Source organism: Streptomyces sp. NPDC001851 (genome assembly GCF_040297165.1).
GTDB lineage: Bacteria > Actinomycetota > Actinomycetes > Streptomycetales > Streptomycetaceae > Streptomyces.
The window spans coordinates 1-22,648 of record NZ_JBEOYR010000048.1; the positions used below are offsets into that span (position 1 = coordinate 1).

Annotated in this window: 17 protein-coding genes and 7 pseudogenes; 10 read left to right on the forward strand and 14 right to left on the reverse strand. The window is 68.4% G+C overall.

Going from position 1 to position 22,648, the window contains the following annotated elements; translation table 11 throughout:
- Positions 1-294 precede the first annotated feature (294 nt).
- Entirely contained in the window at positions 295-870 is a 576-nt protein-coding gene (locus tag ABT171_RS40150; RefSeq protein WP_351251693.1) for an SMI1/KNR4 family protein, read from the forward strand.
- A 69-nt stretch (positions 871-939) separates the two neighbouring features.
- Here the strand turns inward: ABT171_RS40150 and ABT171_RS40155 are convergent.
- Positions 940-1,991, reverse strand: a pseudogene (locus ABT171_RS40155) (transposase).
- Between the two features lie 281 nt (positions 1,992-2,272).
- Between ABT171_RS40155 and ABT171_RS40160 the strand changes: the two are divergent.
- Complete coding sequence (locus tag ABT171_RS40160) at positions 2,273-2,683, forward strand: Imm10 family immunity protein (RefSeq protein WP_351251695.1); 411 nt, start codon at positions 2,273-2,275, stop codon at positions 2,681-2,683.
- On the opposite strand, the pseudogene ABT171_RS40165 reads toward ABT171_RS40160, so the two are convergent.
- From ABT171_RS40165 to ABT171_RS40180, 4 genes and pseudogenes are all read right to left on the reverse strand, one after another.
- A pseudogene (locus ABT171_RS40165) lies at positions 2,680-2,862 on the reverse strand (transposase); the annotation flags it as partial. The gene ABT171_RS40160 and the pseudogene ABT171_RS40165 sit on opposite strands and share 4 nt — an antisense overlap.
- 85 nt (positions 2,863-2,947) lie before the next feature.
- Positions 2,948-3,643, reverse strand: coding sequence for an orotidine-5'-phosphate decarboxylase (gene pyrF, locus ABT171_RS40170; RefSeq protein WP_351251697.1), 696 nt, complete (start codon positions 3,641-3,643; stop codon positions 2,948-2,950).
- A gap of 136 nt (positions 3,644-3,779) precedes the next feature.
- The gene (locus tag ABT171_RS40175; protein ID WP_351251699.1) at positions 3,780-4,217 is read right to left on the reverse strand and encodes a hypothetical protein; all 438 of its coding nucleotides are present in this window, start codon (positions 4,215-4,217) and stop codon (positions 3,780-3,782) included.
- A gap of 85 nt (positions 4,218-4,302) precedes the next feature.
- Positions 4,303-5,277, reverse strand: coding sequence for an alpha/beta hydrolase (locus tag ABT171_RS40180; RefSeq protein ID WP_351251701.1), 975 nt, complete (start codon positions 5,275-5,277; stop codon positions 4,303-4,305).
- 329 nt (positions 5,278-5,606) lie between these two features.
- Here ABT171_RS40180 and ABT171_RS42085 point away from each other — a divergent pair.
- Positions 5,607-5,723, forward strand: a pseudogene (locus ABT171_RS42085) (NADP-dependent oxidoreductase); the annotation flags it as partial.
- A gap of 331 nt (positions 5,724-6,054) precedes the next feature.
- On the opposite strand, the pseudogene ABT171_RS40185 reads toward ABT171_RS42085, so the two are convergent.
- From ABT171_RS40185 to ABT171_RS40225, 9 genes and pseudogenes are all read right to left on the reverse strand, one after another.
- A pseudogene (locus tag ABT171_RS40185) lies at positions 6,055-6,502 on the reverse strand (AraC family transcriptional regulator); the annotation flags it as partial.
- A gap of 202 nt (positions 6,503-6,704) precedes the next feature.
- A complete protein-coding gene (locus tag ABT171_RS40190) occupies positions 6,705-7,250 on the reverse strand; it encodes a VOC family protein (protein WP_351251703.1) in 546 nt (181 codons plus the stop codon).
- 392 nt (positions 7,251-7,642) lie between these two features.
- Positions 7,643-8,152 carry a hypothetical protein gene (locus ABT171_RS40195; RefSeq protein ID WP_351251705.1) on the reverse strand — a complete coding sequence of 170 codons (510 nt, stop codon included), beginning with the start codon at positions 8,150-8,152 and terminating at the stop codon, positions 7,643-7,645.
- A gap of 300 nt (positions 8,153-8,452) precedes the next feature.
- Positions 8,453-9,145 carry a nitroreductase family protein gene (locus tag ABT171_RS40200; protein WP_351251740.1) on the reverse strand — a complete coding sequence of 231 codons (693 nt, stop codon included), beginning with the start codon at positions 9,143-9,145 and terminating at the stop codon, positions 8,453-8,455.
- 173 nt (positions 9,146-9,318) lie between these two features.
- Complete coding sequence (locus ABT171_RS40205) at positions 9,319-10,047, reverse strand: SDR family oxidoreductase (protein ID WP_351251707.1); 729 nt, start codon at positions 10,045-10,047, stop codon at positions 9,319-9,321.
- A 300-nt stretch (positions 10,048-10,347) separates the two neighbouring features.
- The gene (locus tag ABT171_RS40210; RefSeq protein WP_351251709.1) at positions 10,348-11,532 is read right to left on the reverse strand and encodes a cytochrome P450; all 1,185 of its coding nucleotides are present in this window, start codon (positions 11,530-11,532) and stop codon (positions 10,348-10,350) included.
- A 31-nt stretch (positions 11,533-11,563) separates the two neighbouring features.
- Positions 11,564-12,919 (reverse strand): NAD(P)/FAD-dependent oxidoreductase, encoded by a 1,356-nt coding sequence (locus ABT171_RS40215; RefSeq protein WP_351251710.1) that lies wholly within the window; start codon positions 12,917-12,919, stop codon positions 11,564-11,566.
- A complete protein-coding gene (locus tag ABT171_RS40220; RefSeq protein ID WP_351251742.1) occupies positions 12,909-13,118 on the reverse strand; it encodes a ferredoxin in 210 nt (69 codons plus the stop codon). The genes ABT171_RS40215 and ABT171_RS40220 overlap by 11 nt, the downstream gene beginning before the upstream one ends.
- 96 nt (positions 13,119-13,214) lie before the next feature.
- Positions 13,215-13,637: pseudogene (locus ABT171_RS40225) on the reverse strand (glycoside hydrolase family 15 protein); the annotation flags it as partial.
- 495 nt (positions 13,638-14,132) lie between these two features.
- Here ABT171_RS40225 and ABT171_RS40230 point away from each other — a divergent pair.
- From ABT171_RS40230 to ABT171_RS40260, 7 genes and pseudogenes are all read left to right on the forward strand, one after another.
- Positions 14,133-15,164, forward strand: coding sequence for a zinc-dependent alcohol dehydrogenase family protein (locus ABT171_RS40230; RefSeq protein WP_351251712.1), 1,032 nt, complete (start codon positions 14,133-14,135; stop codon positions 15,162-15,164).
- Between the two features lie 178 nt (positions 15,165-15,342).
- On the forward strand, positions 15,343-15,873 hold the full coding sequence (locus ABT171_RS40235; protein WP_351251714.1) for a Rossmann-fold NAD(P)-binding domain-containing protein: 531 nt from the start codon (positions 15,343-15,345) through the stop codon (positions 15,871-15,873).
- Positions 15,870-16,628: an SDR family oxidoreductase gene (locus ABT171_RS40240; protein ID WP_351251716.1), complete on the forward strand. Its 759-nt coding sequence runs from the start codon at positions 15,870-15,872 to the stop codon at positions 16,626-16,628. Before ABT171_RS40235 ends, ABT171_RS40240 begins: the two co-directional genes overlap by 4 nt.
- Before the next feature lie 204 nt (positions 16,629-16,832).
- Positions 16,833-17,054, forward strand: a pseudogene (locus ABT171_RS40245) (transposase); the annotation flags it as partial.
- A 151-nt stretch (positions 17,055-17,205) separates the two neighbouring features.
- Positions 17,206-17,918: pseudogene (locus tag ABT171_RS40250) on the forward strand (transposase).
- Between the two features lie 7 nt (positions 17,919-17,925).
- Complete coding sequence (locus tag ABT171_RS40255) at positions 17,926-18,267, forward strand: CU044_2847 family protein (RefSeq protein ID WP_351251718.1); 342 nt, start codon at positions 17,926-17,928, stop codon at positions 18,265-18,267.
- Between the two features lie 9 nt (positions 18,268-18,276).
- Positions 18,277-22,413, forward strand: a complete 4,137-nt coding sequence (locus tag ABT171_RS40260) for an nSTAND1 domain-containing NTPase (RefSeq protein ID WP_351251720.1) — start codon at positions 18,277-18,279, stop codon at positions 22,411-22,413.
- Positions 22,414-22,648 lie beyond the last annotated feature (235 nt).

A 22,648-nucleotide genomic window follows, 5' to 3' on the forward strand; every position in this document is an offset into this window, starting at 1 on the left:
AACCGACAAGCTCGCGATCGCCTACCAAGCCGCACTGCACCTCGCAGGCATTCTCATCTGGACCCGGCACTGACCAAGGAGACAGAACCTAGGCCAAAGGCCACAACCGCCGCACCCGGCCGCGTACCGTACAGCCCCGTTCAGCACCCCGACGCGCCATCCCGCGGCCCCGCCTGGTCCCCGCCGGACGTCCACGCCAACCGAGGCCATCCGTCTTGACACGGAGTGCGATCACATAAGTTGTGGCTCCTCGAAGATGCACGAGAAGGAGTGACAGTGGGCGAAAATTCCCGGGTGACAGCGCTCGCGAAGGTTCTGCCAACGACGCACGGCGTGGATGAGCGGATCGACTGGAGCGCGGTCGAGGAGATCTGGGGGACCGGGTTTCCGGCGGACTATGTCGCCTTCATGGAGGCGTACGGGGCAGGCAGCGTCAGCAGGGAAGTTGGAATACTGTTGCCGGTTCCGCGATCCGATGCCTATTCGGACGGGTCCGGCCTGCGGCAGGAGACAGCCAACGCCCGCGGCACATGGGAAATGCTCGGTGGTAGAACGGCCCTGGACGTGGACCCCGATTCCATCGTGGCGTGGGGTGTCACGAGCGGCGCAGACATCTACTGCTGGCTGACCACTGCCGACGATCCCGACCGATGGCCCGTGCTCGTATGCGGTCGGCACACGAATCCCACCTTCCAGGTCCATCCTTTCGGGATGGCGGAGTTCCTGCGCAGACTGCTCACCGATGGTGAATTCCAGGAGGAGACGATCAGTGTCGTCCTTCCGAAGGAGCACACTTTCGTCAACTGGCGTGAGCAGAAGCGTCGCGTGGAGGCGGGCCTGGACCCCGCCACGGGCGAACCCTGGGATTAGCAGCTTTGGGAGCCTGACAGGCGGCGGGCGGCGGCCAATCGCTCTCACCAGCAATGATCGCTGGGGTAGTCAGGCTGCGAGGGGGCGCCCGCCCCAGCGGATGCCCTTCTCGCTGCGGATGCGGGCGCGTTCCTTGCGCTGGGCGGCGAGCATGTCGGGGTGGCGGCCGTTGGCGTTGCGCCAGCGCAGGCAGCGGTGCAGGGCCCGGGTCTGCGCGGGATGGCTGCGATGGTTCGAGTTGGCCAGTGTGAACTGCCGCAGCGGGCCGAAGTGCGCCTCGATGGGGTTGGCCCAGGAAGCATAGGTCGGGGTGAAGCACAGCTCGACCTTGTTCTTCTTCGCCCAGCGGCGGATGTCCGCGCCGGTGTGGGCGGAGAGGTTGTCCAAAATGATGTAGATCGGTGCGCCGTCGGGCCGGGCGGCGCGGATCGACTTCAGTGCGGCCAGACTGTTTGCGGTGCCCTTGCGGTGCCCTTGCGGCGGCGGTAGGTCGCTGGCAAGCGGTTTGGCTTGCCCTGCTTCGCCCAGCAGGAGCCGGCGGTGGGTCTGATCCCCAGCGGGCCGAACTCGTCGAAGGCGAATACCCGGTCCGGGAAGCGATCCAGTACCTGCTCGATCCGGTCGAGCTTGGCGTCGCGCTCGGGGTCGGGGGACTCCTTCCAGGTCTTGGTGCGCTGGAACGTGATGCCGCGGCGCAGGAGCAGACACCGTAAAGTCTCGCGGCTGATGCGGATGACACGTCCGTGGACGCGGCGCAGGTAGGCGGCGAGTTTGTGGATCGACCAGCGGGTGAAGCGCTGGCCGAGTTTGGTCGGGCGGGTAGTGGCCGTCTGGATGACGAAGTCCTCGTCATCGTTGAGCAGGCGGGGACGGCCCCCCGCCCATCGAGGGCCCAGGCAGGCCAGGCCGATCTCGTTGAACCGGTGGATCACATCCCGCACCGTGTCCTCGTAGACCTGGACCAGCTGCGCGATCACCGGGACGCGGTTCGCCCCGGCGGACGCCAGCAGCATCATCGCCCGGCGATAGAGCACCGAGCTGGTAGTGCCCCGGCGCACGATCTGCTGCAGCCGCTGCCCCTCCTGATCGGTCATTCTGCGCACCCGCACAGCCTCGGCCACTCACACCTCCCAGCGATCCGAACGGACGTCACCCACGCATCCAACGGCCCCAACCTCCAACCCGGTAAACTTCCTAGTCACGGCACTAAACGGGCAGAGGTGTGGGCCGCTGCTGTCGCACGGCCCACATTGAGCACGGTGGCTTCACCGTTCACAAACCCACTCGCCACCCTAGGCACCACCAAATGCCCTCACCGGGACAAAAGGCTCTTTAAGGCGCCGTTTCTTATGGTGCATGGCCGGTCGTCACGGGCTGGCTGAGGCACTGATAGAACTCCGTCATGACCTATCGGTTCGTTGCGCGTGCGGCTGGCGCGGAGATAGACCCCGACGGTGACTTCATCGAGGCCGGTGTTGCAGAAGGCGAGGACGGCAGCGGCTTCGTCATGCTGTTCATGTGCGACGGTAAGGAGCCGGACGACCAGGAGGTGTCCCTCGGGATGGACACTCATTGCCTGGTCACGGCCAATCAGGGCACGGCGTACGGATGCGTACGAGCGGCAGTGCTGAGCGGGAACGTCCTGCGAGTCTCCCTGGAGCCTTCGGCACTGCCGGCCCTGGGCTTGGAGGACACAGAGATCGAGGCCGTGCTGCAAGCGCCAGCCGAGGACATCGCCAGGTTCCGTGAGGTCCTGCCCCAGGTGCTGGCTTACGGGCGGGAGCAAGCACGTCCAGATCGCGTCGAGATCTAATGACCTGTGTCGACAGCGAGTCGCCGGTAGCAGATGAGGGCGGCAGCGATACCGACGAAGGCAAGGAAGTGCTCAGGCTTGCGTGCGTAGCGGTGCAGCCGGCGGCAGCCGGCCAGCCAGGACACGGTGCGCTCGACCACCCAGTGGTGCCGGCCGAGGCGGTATGAGGACTCGACACCTCACCGTTCGGGCATGGGAGTTGCAACGCTATCTGCGCTGGCGCAACCAGAATGCGCGGACCCCGCCCGTTGCGGGATGCGCCCGTTACGAACCGAGGTCGGCGCGGACGAGACGGAATGCAGCCGCCGGGTCCGTGGCGCGCGTGACCGTTCGGCCCACGACGACATGGGAGGCCCCGGCAGCGATGGCAGCACGCGGCGTCCCGGAGCGGGCATGCTCGCCCGATGATTCACCGGGCAGCGCGACTCCCGGCGTGACGATCAGGCCGTCGGCACCCAGCGCGCTCCGCAAGGCTGCCACGTCCTGTGGTGAGGCGATCAGACCGTGGCAGCCGACCCTGGCCGCCAACTGAGCCAACCGGAGCGCCTGCTCCTGTGTCGAATCACCGACGCCGATGTCGGCAAGATCCCCGTCGGTCATGCTGGTGACCACGGTCAAGGCAAGCACGCGCAGGTCAGGGAAGTCTCGGGCAGCATCGACGGCGGCGGTCATGATGCCCACACCGCCCATGCTGTGCACGGTGACCATGGAGACTCCGAGAGTTCCTGCGGCACGGACCGCACCAGCAACCGAGTTGGGGATCTCGAAGAGCTTGAGGTCCAGAAAGACCTCCTTGCCCTGCGCAACGAGATGCCTGATGAAGTCGGGGCCAACCGCGGTGAGCAGTTCCAGGCCGACCTTGTAGAAACGGCACTCGTCCCCCAGCCGCTCGACGATGTCGTCAGCGGCTGCACGGTTGTCACAATCCAAGGCGACGATGATCTGGCTGGTGGGCTCCACGATGTCATTGTGCCGCCGCCTCAACCGCTGCCCATCACCAGGGCCTCCCATCAGACCGGCCATCCACAGCTGGCACGCCTGCGCACCCCGGTGATCGTTTCCGGTCACAGCACTAGCTGACACCGTATCCGCCTTATCACCAACGGTGATCGCTGACGCCCTCGACGATGAGGGAGATGCCGATGCCCAGCAGCCAGACATCCTTGGCCAGCGCGGTTCCGGGCTCAGTGGGTCGCAGGCTGCCCTCCTCGCGCATGCCCGGCGCGCGCAGGTATAGCCCGAGCGTGCCGGCAGAGAACGCGGTCAGCGCGGCTCCGGCAACAGCGGCAGGCACCACCGGCAGGAGCAGCGCGGCGGCAATGGCGGTCTCCCCGGCAGAGAGCAATCTGACGAACTGCTGGGCATCGAGCTTGCCCAAGAAGGGGTAGGCGGTGGTGGCGAACTGCTGCAGTCCCTCAGCGGTGGCCTGGTCCGCGCCGCGTTTCGACAGTGCAGAGTTGAGGAAGAACGCGCCGACGGGGAGCCTGAGCGGCAACTGCCGCGCTGCGGATCGCCAGGTGGAATCGGATGTCATGCCGAGCCTCCCGAAGTGGGCAGTTGGCCCCTGGAGAACGACCGTCGGCCTGTGTAGCACCGACCGAGTCACGGAACGTGGCAGATCAAGGCGGAGTGGCACCACTTCTCAGCGCGTCGCGCAGCACCGAGACGGCCTGGGCAACGGCCGCACGGGTGGCATGGGTGTCGCTGAGAGGGTTGAGCATCATGAAGTCGTGGGTGATGCCGTCGTAACGGACGGTGGTGATGTCGACGCCCGCGGCGCGGAGCTTGGCCGCGTATGCCTCGCCCTCGTCGCGTAGGACGTCTGCCTCGTCGACGAGGAGGAAGGCTGGTGGGAGACCGGCGAGCTGATCGAGGGTGGCCTTCAGGGGGGAGGCGGTGATCTCGCTGCGCTGCGCGCGATCGGGAATGTAGGCGTTCCAAAACCATTCCATGGCCTGGGCGGTGAGGAAGTAGCCGGTGGCGAGATCGGAGTAGGACTGGGTGTTCATTTCGGCGTCGGTGACCGGGTAGTACATGGACTGATGCACGAAGCGGACGTCGCCGCGCTCCTTGGCCAGCAGGGCGAGAGCAGCCGTCATGTTTCCGCCGACCGAGTCGCCTGCCACCGCCATGCGGTCCGGATCGAGGCCGTGGGCAGCGCCTTCTCGGACGATCCACTGAGCGGTGGCGTAGCCCTGCTCGATCGCCACCGGGTAGTGCGCCTCGGGAGAGCGGGTGTACTCGACGAACACGACCGCGGCCTGCGCCCCGTCCGCGAGCTCGCGCACCAGCCGATCATGGGTGTCGGCGTTGCCCAGAATCCAGCCACCGCCGTGCATATAGAGAACCACGGGGAGGGGTGGCGTGGCGCCGCGCGGCCGGACGATGCGGGCACGTACATCGCCGACATCGGCAGGCACGGTGATCCACTCCGAGTCGACATCGAGTTTCTCGATCGGTTCGGCTTGAAGGTCGTCCAGCACCCTGCGGGCCTTCTCGGGCCCCAGTTCGTACAAGAACGGCGGCTGGGACGTGGCATCTGCGAACTGCTGGGCTGCGGGCTCCAGAACGATGGAGCCGGAGGGAGCGGTCATGACGAGCTCCGTGAGGTCTGGGGCTGAGAGATGCTGAGGACGCCTGCACGGCCTGACCGCGGAGCGTCAATGCGCCTCGCCACTGGGCAGGCAGCGCAGCATCGCCACAAGCAACAGCCTCGCCCCTCCGAGGCGTGATCGCATCCGTGCAGTCGCACACCACGGCCCGTACCGCCACTGCGCCTTGCTGCCCGAGCCGAGGCCGAAGCAGGTGGAGGGCTGGCTGCGGGCGGTCAGGCGCCTCGGTCGCGATCTCGGGCAGATCATCGGATGCGAGTCTTCCGGCCGCCTTTTGCCAGGCGGCCCCTTCCATCGGATCTGCCTCCGGCACGGTGCTCAGCCTGGGTACGCCCCGACAGCGGGTGTTCGGCCTCACGGACTGGACGCGCGACGGTGCCCTCGCGGAGTATGCCGTCGTCGAGGCACGCAATCTTGCGCCGCTGCCGGGCCCACAGGCACGGTCCCATCAGCGGACGAATCCACCATGCACGCGCGAAGGCCTGCTCGCATCCCGTCGCCACGCACATTCGGCGCGGGCGACGGCATCGACGCCGTCGCATGCCTCGTGGCCGGGACCGCCAGTGGCTCACGGCCTTGTGCCCGGGGTGCCGGAGCCTGGTTTTTTGCCGTGCTCACGGCGCCTACCTGCCGGTTCCCGTTGATGTGCCCTGCGGCAGACGAAGCGCTCTCGGGCTGCGGATAGCGCTCTGCCCTGGCGGCCGGGCCGGGTGCCTGCCTGGTCCGCGTCTTTGGGGCGGCCGTGAGCGTCGGTGGCCGTGTCTCCTGGTTTTCGCCGCCTGGAGCCACGTAGTCGAGGACGCCCCGCGCGGCGTCCTCCCCGAGCACGCCAGTGATCACCCACGTGGCAAGGTACTGGGACGCGAGGCAACCGCCCGCCGTAGCGATATTCGCCTCGGCGTGGAACGGCTCGTCGAGCACAGGTATGCCGCAAGCTTCGGCAAAGGGGCGGGTCTTCCTGTCCGCGCAAGCAGGCATGCCATCCCGCAGGCCTGGGCGGGCGAGCACCAGCGCGCTGGAGCACTGGGCGCCGATCAGCCGGCGCGGCGCTGCCCTGTCACCTCGACGCCGTTCATCGACGTGACGACCGGCGTCGGCTTCGTGATAGGAGCCTCCAAGCTGTCCCCGCGGCACCGATCGATCAGCGCGGAAGCTATGAAGCTGTCGAGTTCGTTGAACTGTCGAAGGTGACCACTGCTACCTGCATCGCAACCCCCTCAAGTACGGCGTCCACGCTCCCTGCAGTCTCCGTGAGGCGCCCTTACCAGACGAGGGCCAGTGTGCTGCTTGTGGCCTGCCGGCCATCGCTGGGAGCACGTACCGAAGCAGGTGAGGACGCGCATCAGCCCCAGGTCGAGCCCTCTATCGGCAGGGGTACCTCGGTAATTCAGTGCCCAAGGGCGATGCGGTCACGACGGCAGTTCGGTCCCGGCCTGCTCACTCACCATGTACTGGGCGTACCAGTCCGGCCAGTTCGGGTCCTCCGCACCGATGTTCGCCTCATGCTCCCCGTGCGCGGCCGCGGCGCGGCGCAGCGCGCTCGCCAAGTCCTCGGCCGAGGCGAACGTCGTGGTCGCGGGATCGAGGCGTCCCGGGAGCCGGGTCGTGACCTCCTGGAGAAGCCAGCCGTTGCCGTCCGGGTCGCTGAAGGACAGGAACGAGCTGTAGCTCGTGCGCTGCGGATCCGGCCCCGGCAGCCGGGCCTCTGTCCCGGCGTGGTGGAAAACGCCGCCGGCGTCGTGGAACACCTCGCTCGGCTCGGCGCCGACCCGTTTCAACTCATCGTATGCGGCGTTGATGTCGTCCACGATCAGGTGCATGCCCTGAGCCGAGCCCGGCGTCTGGGACGTGACCGAGGTGCCGAAGACGACCGACGCCGGCGAGCCCGGCGGCGTCACCTGCACCACCCGGTAGTTCTCGTCAGGGGCGATGTCCGCGTCCAGCCTCCAGCCCAATCGCGTGTAAAAGTCCCTGGCCGGTCGACGTCGGACACCGGCACCACCACGACTTCGAGTTTCATGTCCATGACCGACACTTCCTGCGCTCGTAACGAGATGCCGCTATGACGAGACTCGCACGGCCGGACGCGGGCCGCGCCCGGGAATCCGGCAGACGGTGGCCCGGTCCACGCCGGGGCCAGTTGTCGGAAGGAGCCGACGGCCAGGAAGGCCTGGACGGGGATTCGGCCAGGCGCTCGGCGGACTGGCCCGGCCGAACACCTTCGGGGCTCCGCGCCGACAGGCGTGATCGTGGGCTCACGATGCTCGGGCGGCGGTCCGGAAGCCATCCGCGCACCATCAGCAGGGCGCTGTGGCGCGCAGGGGTATCGGCGTCGCCGGCAGGCGGCTTACGGCCGCTGGCCGACGGCGCCGATGCCGAGTCGGCCGAGCAGCCCGAAGGCGATTGCGGTACCGGTGCCGTAGGCGACGTGCGCGCCCAGATCCCAGGCCACGATCTTGGCGTCGTACTGCCAGATCGGCTTGTAGAGCCCTGTGATCGGCAAGGTCACGTAGTCACCGGCGAACACTGCGGCACCGAAAGCCACGCCATACACGGGGGAGGACCTCGGCAGTGATCCGGCCAGGATGCCGTAGGCCGCGCCGGCCGCTGATCCGTAGGCCCAGTGTGCGGCGGTGCTGGTGAGCCAGGCAGAACCATCAGGAAGCCGGCGCTGGGTGAAGCCCTCGATCACCCGCTTCGCCACCTGCCCCGGAGCAGGGGCCTTCTCCCAGCTCTCGACCGGCGCGAATTCCCAGGCGAGCGGGCTGTCCGTCCCTCCTGCGCGACGGTACTTCAGGTAATGGACGGCATCCAGGCACACCGTCCCCACCACCCCGGCCAGCAGGCCGGCCGCCACCGCCGCGAGGGGAGTCGGCGGTTTCCTCTGGGAGCGCATGACGCAATCTCCTCATCGATCGGGCCGGGAAGGAAGGTCGATGTTCTTCAGCGCCCGGACTGCGGTTGGGAGGCATCGAGCCCGCATCGAGTATCCGGCGGTCAGGACGGGCGCGCACGAGGAGAACGTTCGCGGGCGCGAGCGGTGAGGGACCTGCGACGGGTGGCCCGAGCGGTCCTGCGGAAGCCGCTGACCGCAGGGGGCGCCCGTCTGCCGAAAGGCATATCCACCGGGACAACCTGAATGGGCGACCCCGTTCGCTCATCCGCTTCGCCGTGAACGCATGTTCGGCGCACGTCGGACAGGCTGACGTGCGTCCCGCCCGTCCTTCACAGGAGAAGAAGCTACGACGTTGTGGCCTGTGCCGCCTCGACAGCGCCGCATACGCACCACCTTCGCCGCGGGGTGACCGCAGCGGCTCTGTCGTCTGAGCCTGTCCCTGCGCCCAGACTGACCGATCGGGAGGGGCAGAAGGTGCAGCAGATCGTGCGCCATGGCAGCACCACGAGCAAGTCCCACGTCGGACCATTGGGGTCGGCCCATGTCGCGGTCGATGTAGCAGAACAGGGCGGCGGGCGCGCCGAAACAGTCCCAGTTCGCGGAAGCGGCCCGCTGGCGCGCCTCCCAGTCCTCAAGCGCAATGCCGAGTGCGCTGTAGCGCTCATGGCCGAAGGCGGATCGGCGCTCGTGGTACGGGGACTTGAGTGCGGGCGGGTACATCTCGTACTCCCGCTCGTCCCAGGGGTCGCCTGCGGCCACGCGCTCGCCGGCGCGCCTCTTGAGCTCGGCCAGCGGCCGGCCGGTCAGCACGTAGGTACGCCACGGCCGGAGGTTTGACCCGGACGGCGCCCAGGCCGCGGCGGAGAGCACGCGTTCCAGCACCGCCCTCGGTATTTGCCGGCTGGTGAATCCGCGAACCGCTCGCCGGCTTGTGACCGCCTCATGGACGTCCAGGATCCTCTCCCTCCCTCATCTGTTCCGTGTGACCACTCGTGGACGGAAAACGCAAAGCCCAGTCCGCCCACCGGTAGTGGTGCGTCCCACGCTGTGCGCACGAGGCGGGCGGTTGGCGAGGTGGGCGACAGGGGGCTCTTTGCGGTCTGCGCACCTCGGAGGGGGCGAGCGGGTCAGGAGAGCCAGTCGGTGTAGCGGGTGGGGGCGAGGTGGGCGTGCTCGTCGGTGAGGACGTCGCCCTTGACGGCGGCGAACATGCCGGCGGTGGGGTCGGTGACGACCGTGCGGTTGTCGCCCTTGTGGGACAGGGTGATGCGGCCCAGCTCGTCCAGGGGGAAGATCTCGGGGCCGGCGATGTTGCGCATGCCGTTCAGCGGGGCGCCTGCGGCGACCTGTGCCACCGCGTCGGCCACGTCCTTGGCGGCGATCGGCTGGACTGGCGTGGCGGGCAACCGGACAGTCTCGCCGTCGGCGGTCCAGGACATGACGGCGTCCATGAACTCCATGAACTGTGTCGCCCGGACGATCGAGTAAGGGACCGGGCCGGCCGCGAGGATCTGCTCCTGGAGCACCTTCGCCTTGTAGTAGTCCAGCTCCGGCACCTGGTCCGCCCCGACGATCGAGAGGATGACGAAGTGACCGACGCCGCTCTTGTGGGCCGCGGCCAGGAGGTTGTCCATCGAGGTCTGGAAGAAGGCCAGGGAGGCTTCGTCGAAGGTCGGGGAGTTCGTCAGGTTGACGACGACGTCGGCTCCCGCCACCGCCTGATCCAGCCCCTGGCCGCTGATGACGTCGACCCCGGTGGACTTCGAGTGGGGTACCGCCTCGTGTCCGGCGGCGATCAGATCAGTGACGACCTGCGATCCGATCAGGCCGGTACCGCCGATGACTGCGATCTTCATAGGGTGCCCTTCCTTGAGATTACGTGAGCAAATGTGACATATGGGGCATCATGTCGGTCCGGCAAAATGCGCCTTGCAGGCCGGAGACCGCTCATGCAACCAAGCCCCTCATGCAACCAAGCCCCAGGGACCATGGCTGAGGTGTTGCGGGACGGCTGTCGGGCGGAGAGTCGTGGTCCGCTCGGGGCAGGTGCCATGTCGACATTTCAGCCGGCCACAGGGCCAAGGTACTCGGCACATGACCGCGCGAACGCAGTGCCAGGTGCCGCAGTCTCTGGTGCCCTTGTTGCCAGCCGGTCCTCACAGGTGGATCGGGAGGTGGCGGGGGCCGCGGAGCATGGCGTTCTGCCGATACGGGGGCGGGTCCTCCACGAGGCGCGCCGTGCCGAGGTGGGGGAGCAGTGCGCCGAGTGCGGCCTGCGCTTCCAGACGGGCGAGGGGTCCGCCGTAGCAGATATGGATGCCGCTGCCGAAGCCGAGGTGCTGGTTGTCGGCCCGGGTGGGGTCGAACCGGTCGGCATCGTGGAACCGCTTGGGGTCGCGGTTGCCTGACGCCAGTGCCAGCATGACGGACGCCCCTCGGGGCACGGGGGTGCCGGCGATGTCCATGTCGGCGCGCGGGATGCGTTCGCGCATGTGGACCGGGGGTTCATAGCGCAGCAGCTCCTCCACGGCGCGTGGCAGCAGCTCGGGTTCACGTCGCAGGTGGTCCAGCTGTTCGGGCTGCCGCAGGAAGGTGAGCACCCCATTGGTGATCAGGTTGACCGTGGTCTCATGACCCGCGATGAGCAGGAGCACGGCCGTCTCCGCGAGTTCCTGCTGGGTGAGCCGCAGCGCCGGATCCGGCTCGTTGGCGAACGCCGAGAGCATGTCGTCGGTCGGCTTGCCGCGGCGCTGTTCGGCCAGGTTCAGCAGGTACCCGCCCATCTCCATGCGGGCCTGGTCGCCGGCCTTGTCCGTCTCGGTGGTGTCCGCGCCGGGGCGGACGTCAGCGGCGGCGACGAGGGCGTCGGACCAGGCCCGGAACAGCGGCTCGTCCTCGCGCGGCACGCCGAGCAGGCGGCAGATGACCGCGACGGGAAGCGGGTAGGCGAAGTCGTCGACGAGATCGATCTGCTCACCCGCCTGGAAGGACACCAGCAGTTCCTTGGTGATCCGGTCGATCTCGCCACGCATGCCGTCGACGCGGCGGGGGCTGTGTGGCGGGCCGAAGGGCCGCATGGCCAGGGTGCGCAGTCTGTGGTGTTCAGGGTCGTCGAGCCGCAGGAACGGCAGTTGCTGTGCTTCCCCGCCGCCGGTACGGGGATCGACACTCATCCGAGGGTCGTGGAGCAGGGCGGCGATCTCGTGGTAGGTGCCGATCAGATAGGTGCCGTCGACCTGCTGAACCACGGGACCTGCCTCGCGGAGTTCCGCGTACAGCGGGTAGGGGTTGGGGCGGCTGGCATAGTCGGTGATGCGTTCCAGCAAGGTCTCGGAGGCCATCAGGGCTCCTCGTAGTTGAGCGGTACGCGGGCTACACCACGGTCAGCCGGCGGTCGGGAAGGTGACCGGTGAGCGCGACGGTCGGGCCGTGGGACAGCACTGACGGATCCGGTACGTCGGACGGAATCGGAACGTCGGCCGCGATCGCCCGGTCGGCCGCGCCGGGCGGGGGCGGGAACGGGGCGGCCGTTTCGATCAGGTGCCGGTAGTAGTTGAGCGACTTGGCCATGTCGACGGTGACGGCGGCGGTGATCCGGCCCCTGTAGCCGTAGACCATGGCGAGACGGCGCGCCTCCAGGGAACCCTGCGCGATGACGACGTGATCGGAGTACGTGGGCACGCCCACCGACTTGATGTTGAGCCCGAACTGCGTCGACCAGAACACGGGGATGGACAGGTGCGGGCGCTGCAGCGGCCCCGGGTTGACCATGTTGTGCGCCGCCACCTCGGCCTGCTCCACCGCGTTCCCCCAGTGCTCCAGGGACAGCATCTGGTAGCCGAACAGCGGATGGGGAAAGCGGGAGACGTCGCCGGCCACGAAGACGTCGTCGGTGACGATCCCGTACATGTTGAAGGCGCGGCAGCCTGCGTCGCAGGCGATCCCGCGCGGGCCCGCCGCCAGCCCGGAGTCCGCCAGCCACTCCACGTTGCGGACCGCCCCAAGCGCCACGACGCACACGTCCGCCTCGACACGGCTGCCGTCGGACAGCTGCGCACCGGTGAAGGCGCCGTTCCCGTTCAGGGCGGTGACCGTCACCCCGGTGCGCAGGTCCACGCCGTGGTTGCGCTGCATGACGGCCGCGAGCTTCGACAGCGTGCCGCCGAGCGCGCCCACCAGGGGTGCGGGACCGCGTTCGGCGACTGTGACCTGCAGCTCCAGTTCACGGCAGGCGGAAGCGATCTCCGAGCCGGTGAAGCCGGCGCCGATCACCAGTACCCGCTCCGGCCCGGCGGCCAGCCGCTCGGCCAGCCCCTTCCCGTCCTCGCGCGTGCGGAGGGTGAACACCCCGTCCAAGGCGGCTTCCTCAGGGTTGGGCCAGGGCCGCGCCCGGGTGCCGGTGGCGATCAGGAGCCGGTCGTACGGCAGCGACTCGCCGTCTTCCAGCAGCACCCGTTTGGGCAGCAGGTCCACACCGGTGGCGCGGACGCCCAGCCGCCACTCGGCCTCGGGGTCGCGGCGCTGCGGCAGCTCGGTGGTGTCCGCCGTCGCCTGCGCGAGCAGCACCTGCTTGGACAGTGGCGGCCGGTCGTAGGGCGCATGGGGCTCGTCCCCGACTACGGTCAGTGAGCCGGTGAAGCCCTCCTCACGCAGAGCCTCCGCGGCCCGCAGTCCGGCCAGCGACGCGCCGACGATGACGATACGGCCGTCCTTGAGGTCATCGGGCACCGGTACTCACCTCTTCACCGAGGAGGATGGCCTGGACGGGACATGCCGCGGCGGCCTGGCGCACGCGTTCTTCCTGGTCGTCGGGCACGGCCGTGGCATACAGCAGGCCTTCCTCGCCGTGCAGCTCGAACACGTCCGGCGCGAGGAACACGCACTGGGCGTAGCCCTGGCAGCGAGTGAGATCGACAACGGTCCGCACCGTCACCACTTCCTCCGCTGTCTCACCCCCCTCATCTCCAGCATGGGCGGAGAACTGGGGGCTCGCACGGTGACTGCCGAGGCCCCCCGTCCGCCGTCAGCCCAGGGCGCAGTGGAGGTTGAATGCGGCACTGATCAGGACAAGGTGCGTAAACGCCTGAGGGAAATTGGCCAGTTGCTCGCCGGTGTGGCTGATCTCCTCGGCGTACCGGCCGACATGGTCGGCGTAGGTGACCATCTGCTCGAAGCCCGGTCGAGCCTCGTCGAGGCGGCCGGGTGCCCCCGTCGCCCTTCACGCCGTCGGGGCTGGCCTTGAGGTCGTAACGCCAGACCAGGGAGTCGGAGACCAGTTCGTTGCCGAGGGCATCGACGGTGGACGGCCATACGGGGTCGTGGGGAGCGATGAACCTGGTCAGCGGCATTATCAGAAGTACAGCGTCCAGCACGTCGCCCCCTAGAACTGGACGAACGCATGCCGGATCGACGACCAGCCATGGTCCAGGATCCGCCAGTAGATCGTGGGTCCGGTCGGTGCTCACTGAGGCAGCCGTGCGCAGATCGCCGATCAGGCCGTGATCAGCGATCGGGAGATACCGGGCGGGTGGCTCCGACCGTGCGACGTGGCTTTCCACGCCGACGATCGCCGCGTCCGTCCGGGTCTGCCGGCGCTGAAGAGAGGGCGCTCCACCGTTGCAGTGCTCCGGTCACTGCGCCGTACAGCAGCCCTGTCGACACGTGCCATCAGTTTCGATGCCGGTGCGACAGTTCCCGTAAGCCAAGGGCCAGTTCGCACAGCCTGGCCCGCTGGCACCTTGCCGCCGCTCCGCTGAAGCCTCTCGCCCCCGCTCCACTGCCGGGATCAACCGAACGGAGCGGGTCCGCCGACGAGAACCTTCCTGAGGCCAGGGGTAGCGTGAAGTGACGGATACCCAGCTGAACTCGTGCTGCGGCGAAAGGCCCTGGGCGGCCCCTTCGGGCCCGGATGAGAGATGGAAGACCACTCATGCCTCGATCCATGCGCGCGCTCGTAGCTGTGGAGGCCGGCGAGCCCACTGATGTGCTGCGGCTGGAATCTCGGCCCATTCCCGTGCCGAAAGCCGGTCAGGCGTTGATCCGTGTGAAGGCGACCCCGGTTCACGCGAGTGATCTGCACGTGCTGCGCGGCCGCTACGGCTTCTCCCCGACGTTTCCCGCTGTCGGGGGCAACATGGAGTGCGTGGGTCGTATCGAGGCTCTGGGCCCGGACACCCAGGGGCTGAGGGTCGGTGAGCGCGTGGTGGCCGCTGCGGTCCCTGCGGTACCCGGACCCCCTGTGGCCGGCACGTGGCAGGAATACCTCGTGGCCGACACGCACAGGCTTCTGCCGGTGCCCGACCATCTGAGCGACTCCAGCGCCTGCCAACTCGCCGTCAATCCGTTGACCGCGCTGCTCCTCGTGACGCGTGAACTCGACGTACAGCCGGGTGAATGGCTCCTGCAGACGGCCGCGGGCTCCACCGTCGGCCGGCTCGTCATCCAGCTGTCCCGGCACCTGGGTATCCGCACGATCAACGTCGTGCGGCGACGCACCGCCGTGGAGGAGATCAAGGCACTCGGCGGGGATGAGGTCATCTGCACCGAAGACGAGGACCTACTGCAGCGTGTCGCCGAGACAGCGGGGCCGGCCGGCGTGCGCAAGGCCGTCGACTGCGTGGCAGGCCCCGTAGGCGCCCAGGTGTCCCAGGCACTCGCTCCGGGAGGACAGCTGGTGGTCTACGGCGCACTCTCCACCCACCGGCAGACCGACCCCGCCGCGCTGACGATCCCGCTGCAGGCACGCTCGGTCATCTACGAGACCAAGGCAGTCCGTGGCTTCTGGCTGAACCGATGGTTCGGCACCGCCTCACCCGAGGACGCGCTGCACGCGCTGTCCCAGGTGCGCAGCCTCGTCACCGACGAGGTGCTGAGCATCCCCCAAGGGCAGCCGTTCCCGCTCGACCGCTTCACAGAAGCCGTCCCGCTCGCCGAAGCACCCGCACACGGCACCAAGCCACTGTTCGTCTTCTAGAGACGGCCAGGCGGTGAAATGAGGGCCCTGCAGCCGGGCGCCGTCTCACATGCGTCGCTGCGGCGTTCGATGCACGCTGGTGGGGGAGAGGGCTTCTTGCGTGGACAACCTGCGTGCGTGACGACCCGGCCGTCCCGGCACGATACGAAATCAGGTGCGGAAGCGGGAAGGAAGCGCGATGGAGATCAAAGAATCGACTGCCCTGGTCACGGGAGCCAACCGTGGCATCGGCTACGCGGTCGCCCGCGCACTGATCGCGCGGGGGCCGGCCAAGGTCTACGCCGGTGTCCGCGATCCGGCGAGCGTGAGCGGCGAGTACCTGACTCCGCTGCGTCTGGACGTCACCGTGCCGGAGGAGGTCGCCGCGGCAGCCTCCGCAGCCGGCGACGCCACCATTGTGATCGTCCACGCCGGCTTCGCGGAGACGGATCTCAGCTCCTTCACCGGCGCACCGAAGATCAGTGCGGAGGATGTCGCGGACCAGACCACGGAGGCACTGGCGAACGACCGGGTGGAAGTCCTACCGACGAGCGGACCAGGCAGGTCAAGCATGCGTTGTCGCAACCGGCCGAACGGTGAGGGGAAGCCGCCTCGGCACGAAGGGGCTGTCGGCAGCGGATCACCGCCTGGTTCCTGCCGCAGCTCGACGCAGTGCCGGATCAGTCCTCGGCACAAGCTCGAGAAGACCGCAGCGCAGGAGGATTCATGAACGTTGAGCCGCCTGCGGGATACGGCTCCCGCGACCAGGCCCTGCACGGGCAGACCCTCGTCGTCCTCGGCGGCAGCGCGGGTATCGGGCTGGCGACCGCACGGCTCGCCCGCAACCAGGGAGCGTCGGTGGTCCTCACCGGCAGGGACCCGGAACGGCTGCGCACCGCGGCCAAGGAAGCCGACGCGCTCAGCACCGCGGCTTTCGACGCGCACGACCCGGTGCAGCTGGAGCGGTTCTTCCAGCAACTGCCGGGGCCGGTCGACCACGTGCTGGTCACCGCGGGCGGCCCGTCCTACGGCCGCCTTCTGGACATGGACGCCGAGCAGGCACGCCGGGCGATCAGCGACCACATGGTGCTCGCACTCGAGGTCGCGCGCCACTGCGTCGGCACCGTACGGCCCGGCGGCACGCTGCTGCTTCTGGGCGGCACGGGAGCCCGCCGGATCCGGGCCGCTCTCGGTGTCGCCCCCACGGTCACCGCCGCGATGCCCGCGTTCACGGCCAGTCTCGCACTCGAGCTCGCGCCGGTCCGGGTGAACCTGATCGCCCCGGGCTTCGTGGACACCCCGTTGTCGGCCCGGCTGCTCGGCGACACGCTCGACGCCCGTCGCGAGGAGCTGCGCACCACGCTGCCGATCGGGCGTGTGGTCGTACCCGAGGACGTGGCGGCGCTCGCCGTGCACATCATGACCAACAGCGCACTCACAGGTGCGACGTACGACGTCGACGGGGGCCAGCAGCTCGTCGGCTGACCCACGCGTCGGCGGCGGTCATTTGCCGGGCATCGCGGTGGCGACACTCTCCCCGAGGCCTCCGGCACCGCCGGTCGCGAGGACGGGCATGGTCAGCCGGTGTGTTGTGAGTTGCTGGTGCTGGGCGTTGGTGGTGTCGAGGGCCCGGCACCACCCGAAGCTGCCCCGCAAGGCGTCGTACTGAGAGGCGAGGATCCGGATCCGGGCTGGCGTAACGACGTCACCCAGCTCATCCCGCTGCTCGAAGCCGTTCCGCCGGTGCGGGGCAAGCGCGGCCGGCCCCGGCGCCGCCCGGGCATTGTGCTCGGTGACCGCGGCTACGACCACGACAAGTATCGCCGCCTCGTCCGGGCGCTCGGCGTGAAGCCGGTGATCGCCCGACGTGGCACCGAGCACGGCTCCGGACTCGGCGCCCAACGCTGGGTGACGTCCTCGACGGTGATCAGGGAATCCGGGAACTGGGTGTCGAACTCGATGTCTATCTCGGGGTTGCGCATGTCGGTCATCCAGCAGATGCTCCTGCCGACCGCTGGAGGTTGTCCCGTAACCGGTGAGTCGGGTGGTGTGTTGGCTGGACGTGGGTGGGGTGATCTCAGCGGATGATCCGAAGTGGATCGAGCCGTTCTCCGGACTGAGCGAGTCGCAGTTCACCAGGTTGGTGGCGACGTATTGGCGCACGAACCTGACGTCGCGGCAGGTGGCGCCGTTGTGCGGGGTCTCGAAGTCCGCGGCCGACCGCATCCTCGATCACCTCGCACCCTTGCCGGCCATCTCTCCGGCCCGGCGGCCAAGCAAAGAGACCGTCCAGATCATCGACGGCACCCTGGTGCCCACCCGTGATCGCAGCGTGACCGCGTCCGGTAAGAACCATCGGTACTCGACGAACCTGCAGGTCGTGACCGACGCCAACAGCCGCCTCGTGGTAGCGAGGGGCCTTCGCTGCCCGGCTGCCGCAACGACTGGCGGGTGTTCACGGAGTCCGGCGTCGACAGGGTCTGTCGCGGCGCACCGACCCTCGCCGACGGCGGGTACCAGGGCACCGGCCTGCTCAGCCCGCTCCGCATACGACGAGGTCGGATGTACCTCAGCCCACAGCAAGACGCGGAGAACGCCGTCCACCGCCGGGCGCGAGCAACGGGACAACCTCTAGAGACGTATGTGGTCCAGACAGTCACAAGCCCCCAGCCGATGCGAGGGATGCAGGACATCCGTCAAGGGGCAGCTGTCTCCGCTATGTTGGGCCTCGGCCGGCCTGAGGACGTGACAGGGCTGGGATCGTGGGAGGGGTGAGCGACGCGTGGAAGGAATCGCCCGGATTCCGCTGGATGGTGGGGGCTCGGTGCTGATCGAGGCGGCGCCGGAATTCGACGGGCCGGTGAAGGCCGGGAGGATCAGCGACGCCATCCGTGACCTTCCAGTGAGTCTGGCAGCGGCCCTTGAACCAGTGACGGACATGACCCGGACGGTGCTGAGGCAGCTGCGAAGGGCCAGTCCTGACGAGATCGAGGTCGAGTTCGGCGTCAATCTGGCTGCACATGCTGGAGCGGTGATCGCCAAGAGTGAGGCCAATTGTCACCTGCGGGTGAAGGTGGTGTGGAAGGGCGATGAATCCGCTCCTGACACACCTGAAAGTCAGTGAGCGCAGGCCATGGACATGGGTTCTGTGTCTTCCGGGCCTGGTCAAGGGACAGGTCTGACCACTGCGGTCGCTCAGATATTGGATGCCGCGGGCCGTGCGGTGGGGGCAGGATTCCTGGCCGGCGAGGGCGTGGTCATCACGTGTGCACACGTGGTGGCGGAGGCCGGAGCTGGTCCTGGTGGCACCGTTCGGCTCGCCTTCCCACACGTCGGAGGCAAGCCACAGGCGCTCGGCCTGGCGGTCGCCGAAGCGTGGCGGGCCCCCGAGGACGAGGACCTCGCCATTGTGCGGCTGGAGGAGACACCGGCCGGAGTCACCGCATTGGCGCTGGGCTCGGCAGACGGTTGCCGGGGGCATCGGGTCCGCACGTTCGGCTTTCCCAGTCAGGCGCCACCCGATGGTCACTTCGGCTATGGCGTTGCCGGTGACCTTCTACCCGCCAACGGGCGCTCGTTACTGCAGCTCACGGACGCCAACGACCTGACCACAGGCTTCAGCGGCGCCCCGGTCGTGGACGGCGTGACCGGCCTGGTGATCGGCATGCTCAGTGCCATCACCGCCCCTGACACTTACCTGAAAGGCCAGGGCATCGCCTATGCGACGCCCAGCGAAGCCCTGCGAGAGGTCTGGCCCACGCTTGTCGAACGGCAGGTCTGTCCGTATCGGGGGCTGGAACCATTCACGGCCGCGCATGCCGAGTGGTTCTACGGGCGCGACGAGGCGGTCGATCGGGTACTGACCGGCCTTGCCCAGCACCGCCAGGCGTTGCTGTTGCTCGGGCCTTCAGGGTCGGGGAAGTCGTCCCTGGTCCAGGCCGGGGTGCTGCCCGCCCTGGCCACCGGAAGGCTGCCTGGCAGTGACCGCTGGCTGCCCGTCCTCGTGCGCCCAGGGCATAACCTGCTGGCCGAACTCGATCACGCCGGGTTATCAGGTGCGGACGCTGATGAGATTGTCGCGGGGATCACCCGCAGGCTGGACGCCGACCCCACCTGCGAGCGCATCGTCCTCGTCATCGATCAATTCGAGGAACTGCTCACCCAGCCCGACAGTGAACGGCAGTTGGACCAGCTCTCGGCCCTGATCGGCTCGGGCGCTCAGCTCAGCGTGCTCCTGGTCATGCGGGACGACTTCTATCCTCTGCTGGCCTCGACGGCCCCGGAGTTGTTGGAAGCCGTTGCCCCGGGCCTGGTCAACGTGCCGGCCACCTTGAGCGTTCAGGAGCTGAGGGCGATCATCACCCTGCCTGCCGAGGCAGCGGGGGCCCGTTTCGAGGACGGTCTGACCGAGCGGATCACCGCCGATGTCCTGGCAGGCGACCGCACCGGTCCAACGGCCCGCAGGGCGCCGGCCACGCTGCTGCCCCCGCTGGCACTGGTGCTCAGCCAACTCTGGGAACGACGCCGCAACGGCTTCCTCACCCACGAGGCATACGACGCCATCGGTGAGGTCACCGGAAGCCTGGCCACCTGGTGCAACGCCACCCTCGACCGATTGCCGAGGGAGCAACGGCCCACCGCCAAGCGCATCTTGACGGCGCTCGTGCGGCCCGCACCGGCCTCCCACCTCGTTCCGGCAGTCCGCCAGCAGCTTCCGCTGTCCGTTCTGCGGGAACTTGCCGCAGACACCAACGCCGGCGTCCCGCCGGCCGGCTCCGACGTTGATGAAGTGCTGGCCTCGTTGACCCGGTACCGAATCATCACGACCCGCTCGCAACGCGCTCCCGGCCAGCCTGAGTCGGCACCCGGCGAGCCGGTGGCCGAACTCATCCACGACACGCTGATCCGTGACTGGCCCGATCTGCGGGCCTGGGTGGCCGAAGACCACGAATTCCACGACTGGCTGCGCCGCGCAAGCGAGCGGCAGGCCCGGTGGGCGGAACTGCCCGGTTCCGATGAACTGCTCACCGGTCGCGATCTGGCTGAGGGCCTGGAGTTTTCCCGGCAGCGGGCGTTGCCGCAGGACATCACCGCGTTCCTCCGCAGCAGCCATCGGCACCAACAAGTTGCGATGCGTCGCAGCAGACGCCTCAACGCCCTATTGGCATCAGCGCTCGTGCTGGCTCTGATCTCCGCGGGATCCTTCCTGTGGCAGAGGCAGACCGCCGTCACCGCACAGAAAGTCGCGGAGTCCCGCCAGCTTGCCGCCCAGTCGAAGGATCTGATCGGTAGCAACCCGGATCTGGCTTCGCTCCTGGCCATCCGGGCCTACCAACGCAGCCATACCAACGAAGCCATAGCCAGTCTCTACGCCGCGGCCAGCCTTCCCCTCCAGCACCGCCTCACCGGCAACAGAGGCGAAGTGAGCGCAGTGGCATTCAGCCCCGACCGTCGGACGCTGGCCACCGGCGGCGACCGTACGGTCCGCCTCTGGGATGTGAACGACGGACGTGCCCGGACCGTGCTGACTGGTGCCACTGACTCCGTTTTCTCTCTCGACTTCGGCCCGGACGGCCGCACCGTGGCCGCAGGCATGGCCGACGGCACGGCACGTTTGTGGGACGTGGCCACCGGACGGAGCCGTGTCCTCATCGCCGGCCGTAAGGGCAATGCAGTGGAAGCCATCGCGTTCAGCCCCAGCGGCGGGACCGTGGCAGCCGGTTGTCAGAACGGTGCCGTACAGCTGTGGGACGCGGCCTCCAGGCACCTGCGGACCACACTCACCGGTCACACCGGGCCTGTGCGCACGCTCGCGTTCAACCCCAAGAACGGGATCCTGGCCACCGGCAGCGAGGACAAGAGCGTGCGGCTCTGGGACCTCGCCAGCCACCAGACGTTGAGGAAGCTCACCGGACGCGCCGGCGTGACGTCGGTCGCCTTCAGCCCCGACGGAAACACCCTGGCGACCGGCAGCAATGATCACGCGGCGCGGTTGTGGGACGTGGCCACAGGGGACGTCCGTACCACCCTGACCGGCCACACCGACCGCGTGGAGTCCGTGGCGTTCAGTCCCGACGGCAAGACACTCGCAACCGCCAGCGCCGACACCACGGTACGTCTGTGGAACACGGCGAACGACCAGACACAGATGGCACTCACCGGCCACAGCGGCACCGTGACGTCGGTTGCCTTCAGTCCCGACGGACACCATCTCGCTACCGGAAGCACCGATCACACGGCCCGGCTCTGGGGCCTCCCCACCGACAGTGTCCGAAATATACTGACCGGCCACACCGACGCCGTACTGTCCGTGGCGTTCAGTCCCGACGGCAAGACACTCGCGACCGGCTCCGACCAGGTCCGGCTATGGGACATTGCCACAGGCCGCCGCCGGGGAGCCGCCCTTCCTGAAGATGCCTCGTCGGTGGCTTTCGCTCCCGACGGACGCACCCTCGCTACCGCCGCCATGCTCCATCCAGCGCAATTGTGGGATCTGGCCACAGGCCGCGTCCGGGCGAAACTGACCGGCCGGGCAGGCGAGGCCATATCAGTGGCGTTCAGTCCCGACGGCAGGACACTCGCCACGGGCTCCGACGACGGACCGACGGGCTTGTGGGACCTCAACACACTCCATACCCGCATCGTCCTGCCGAGTCGCCCGGTACCCCCGAACAGCCCGGGCAGCGCTGTGGCATCCGTGGCTTTCACCCGCGACGGACGGACCCTCGCCACCGGCAACACGGACGGCACAACTCAGCTTTGGGACACGGCCTCCGGCCGGCGCAGGTTCACCCTCCCCGACGGACACGGCAATGTGCACTCGGTGGCTTTCAGTCCCGACGGGGACACCCTGGCCACCGGTGACGACGACGGTACGACGTGCCTGTGGGGCGTGACCACGGGACACGCTCGCGCGCAATTCACCGGCACCAGCCCCATCGAGTCGGTGGCCTTCAGCCCCGACGGGCACACCTTGGCGACCGGCAGCGACGACGGCGCGGTACGGCTGCGTGACCTGCAAACCGGCCAAGTCCGAGTCACTCTCACCGGCCATGAGGGTGCCGTGGACGCGGTCGCCTTCAGCCCGGACGGAGACACCCTGGCGACCGGCAGCGATGATCGTACGGCGCGGCTGTGGGAGGTGTCCCTGCCCGACCCGTACGAGGCGATACGGATGATCTGTCGAGCCGTGCATCGTGACCTGACGCCGCAGGAACAGTCCGACTACCTGCCGGGCCAGGCGCGCAGCCCCGTCTGCCCGGACAGATGAGAGCAGAGCCGGAAGAGAGCAACGAGTACGCAGACAGGACCACCCGGCAGCGCGCCACCGCCACACCGGCGGGCCTACGCAGCCGGCGCGCAGCCGGGCGGGTGGCGATGCGCAACCGGCCGCCGTCGTGCTCCACGACCTCACCGGCAGGATCAGCAGCCCCGGCCTCTCCGTCCTCCGCGCCGATCCGGCGGCCCTGCACGGCCGGACCCCGTGCAACACCTGAACCGTCCGA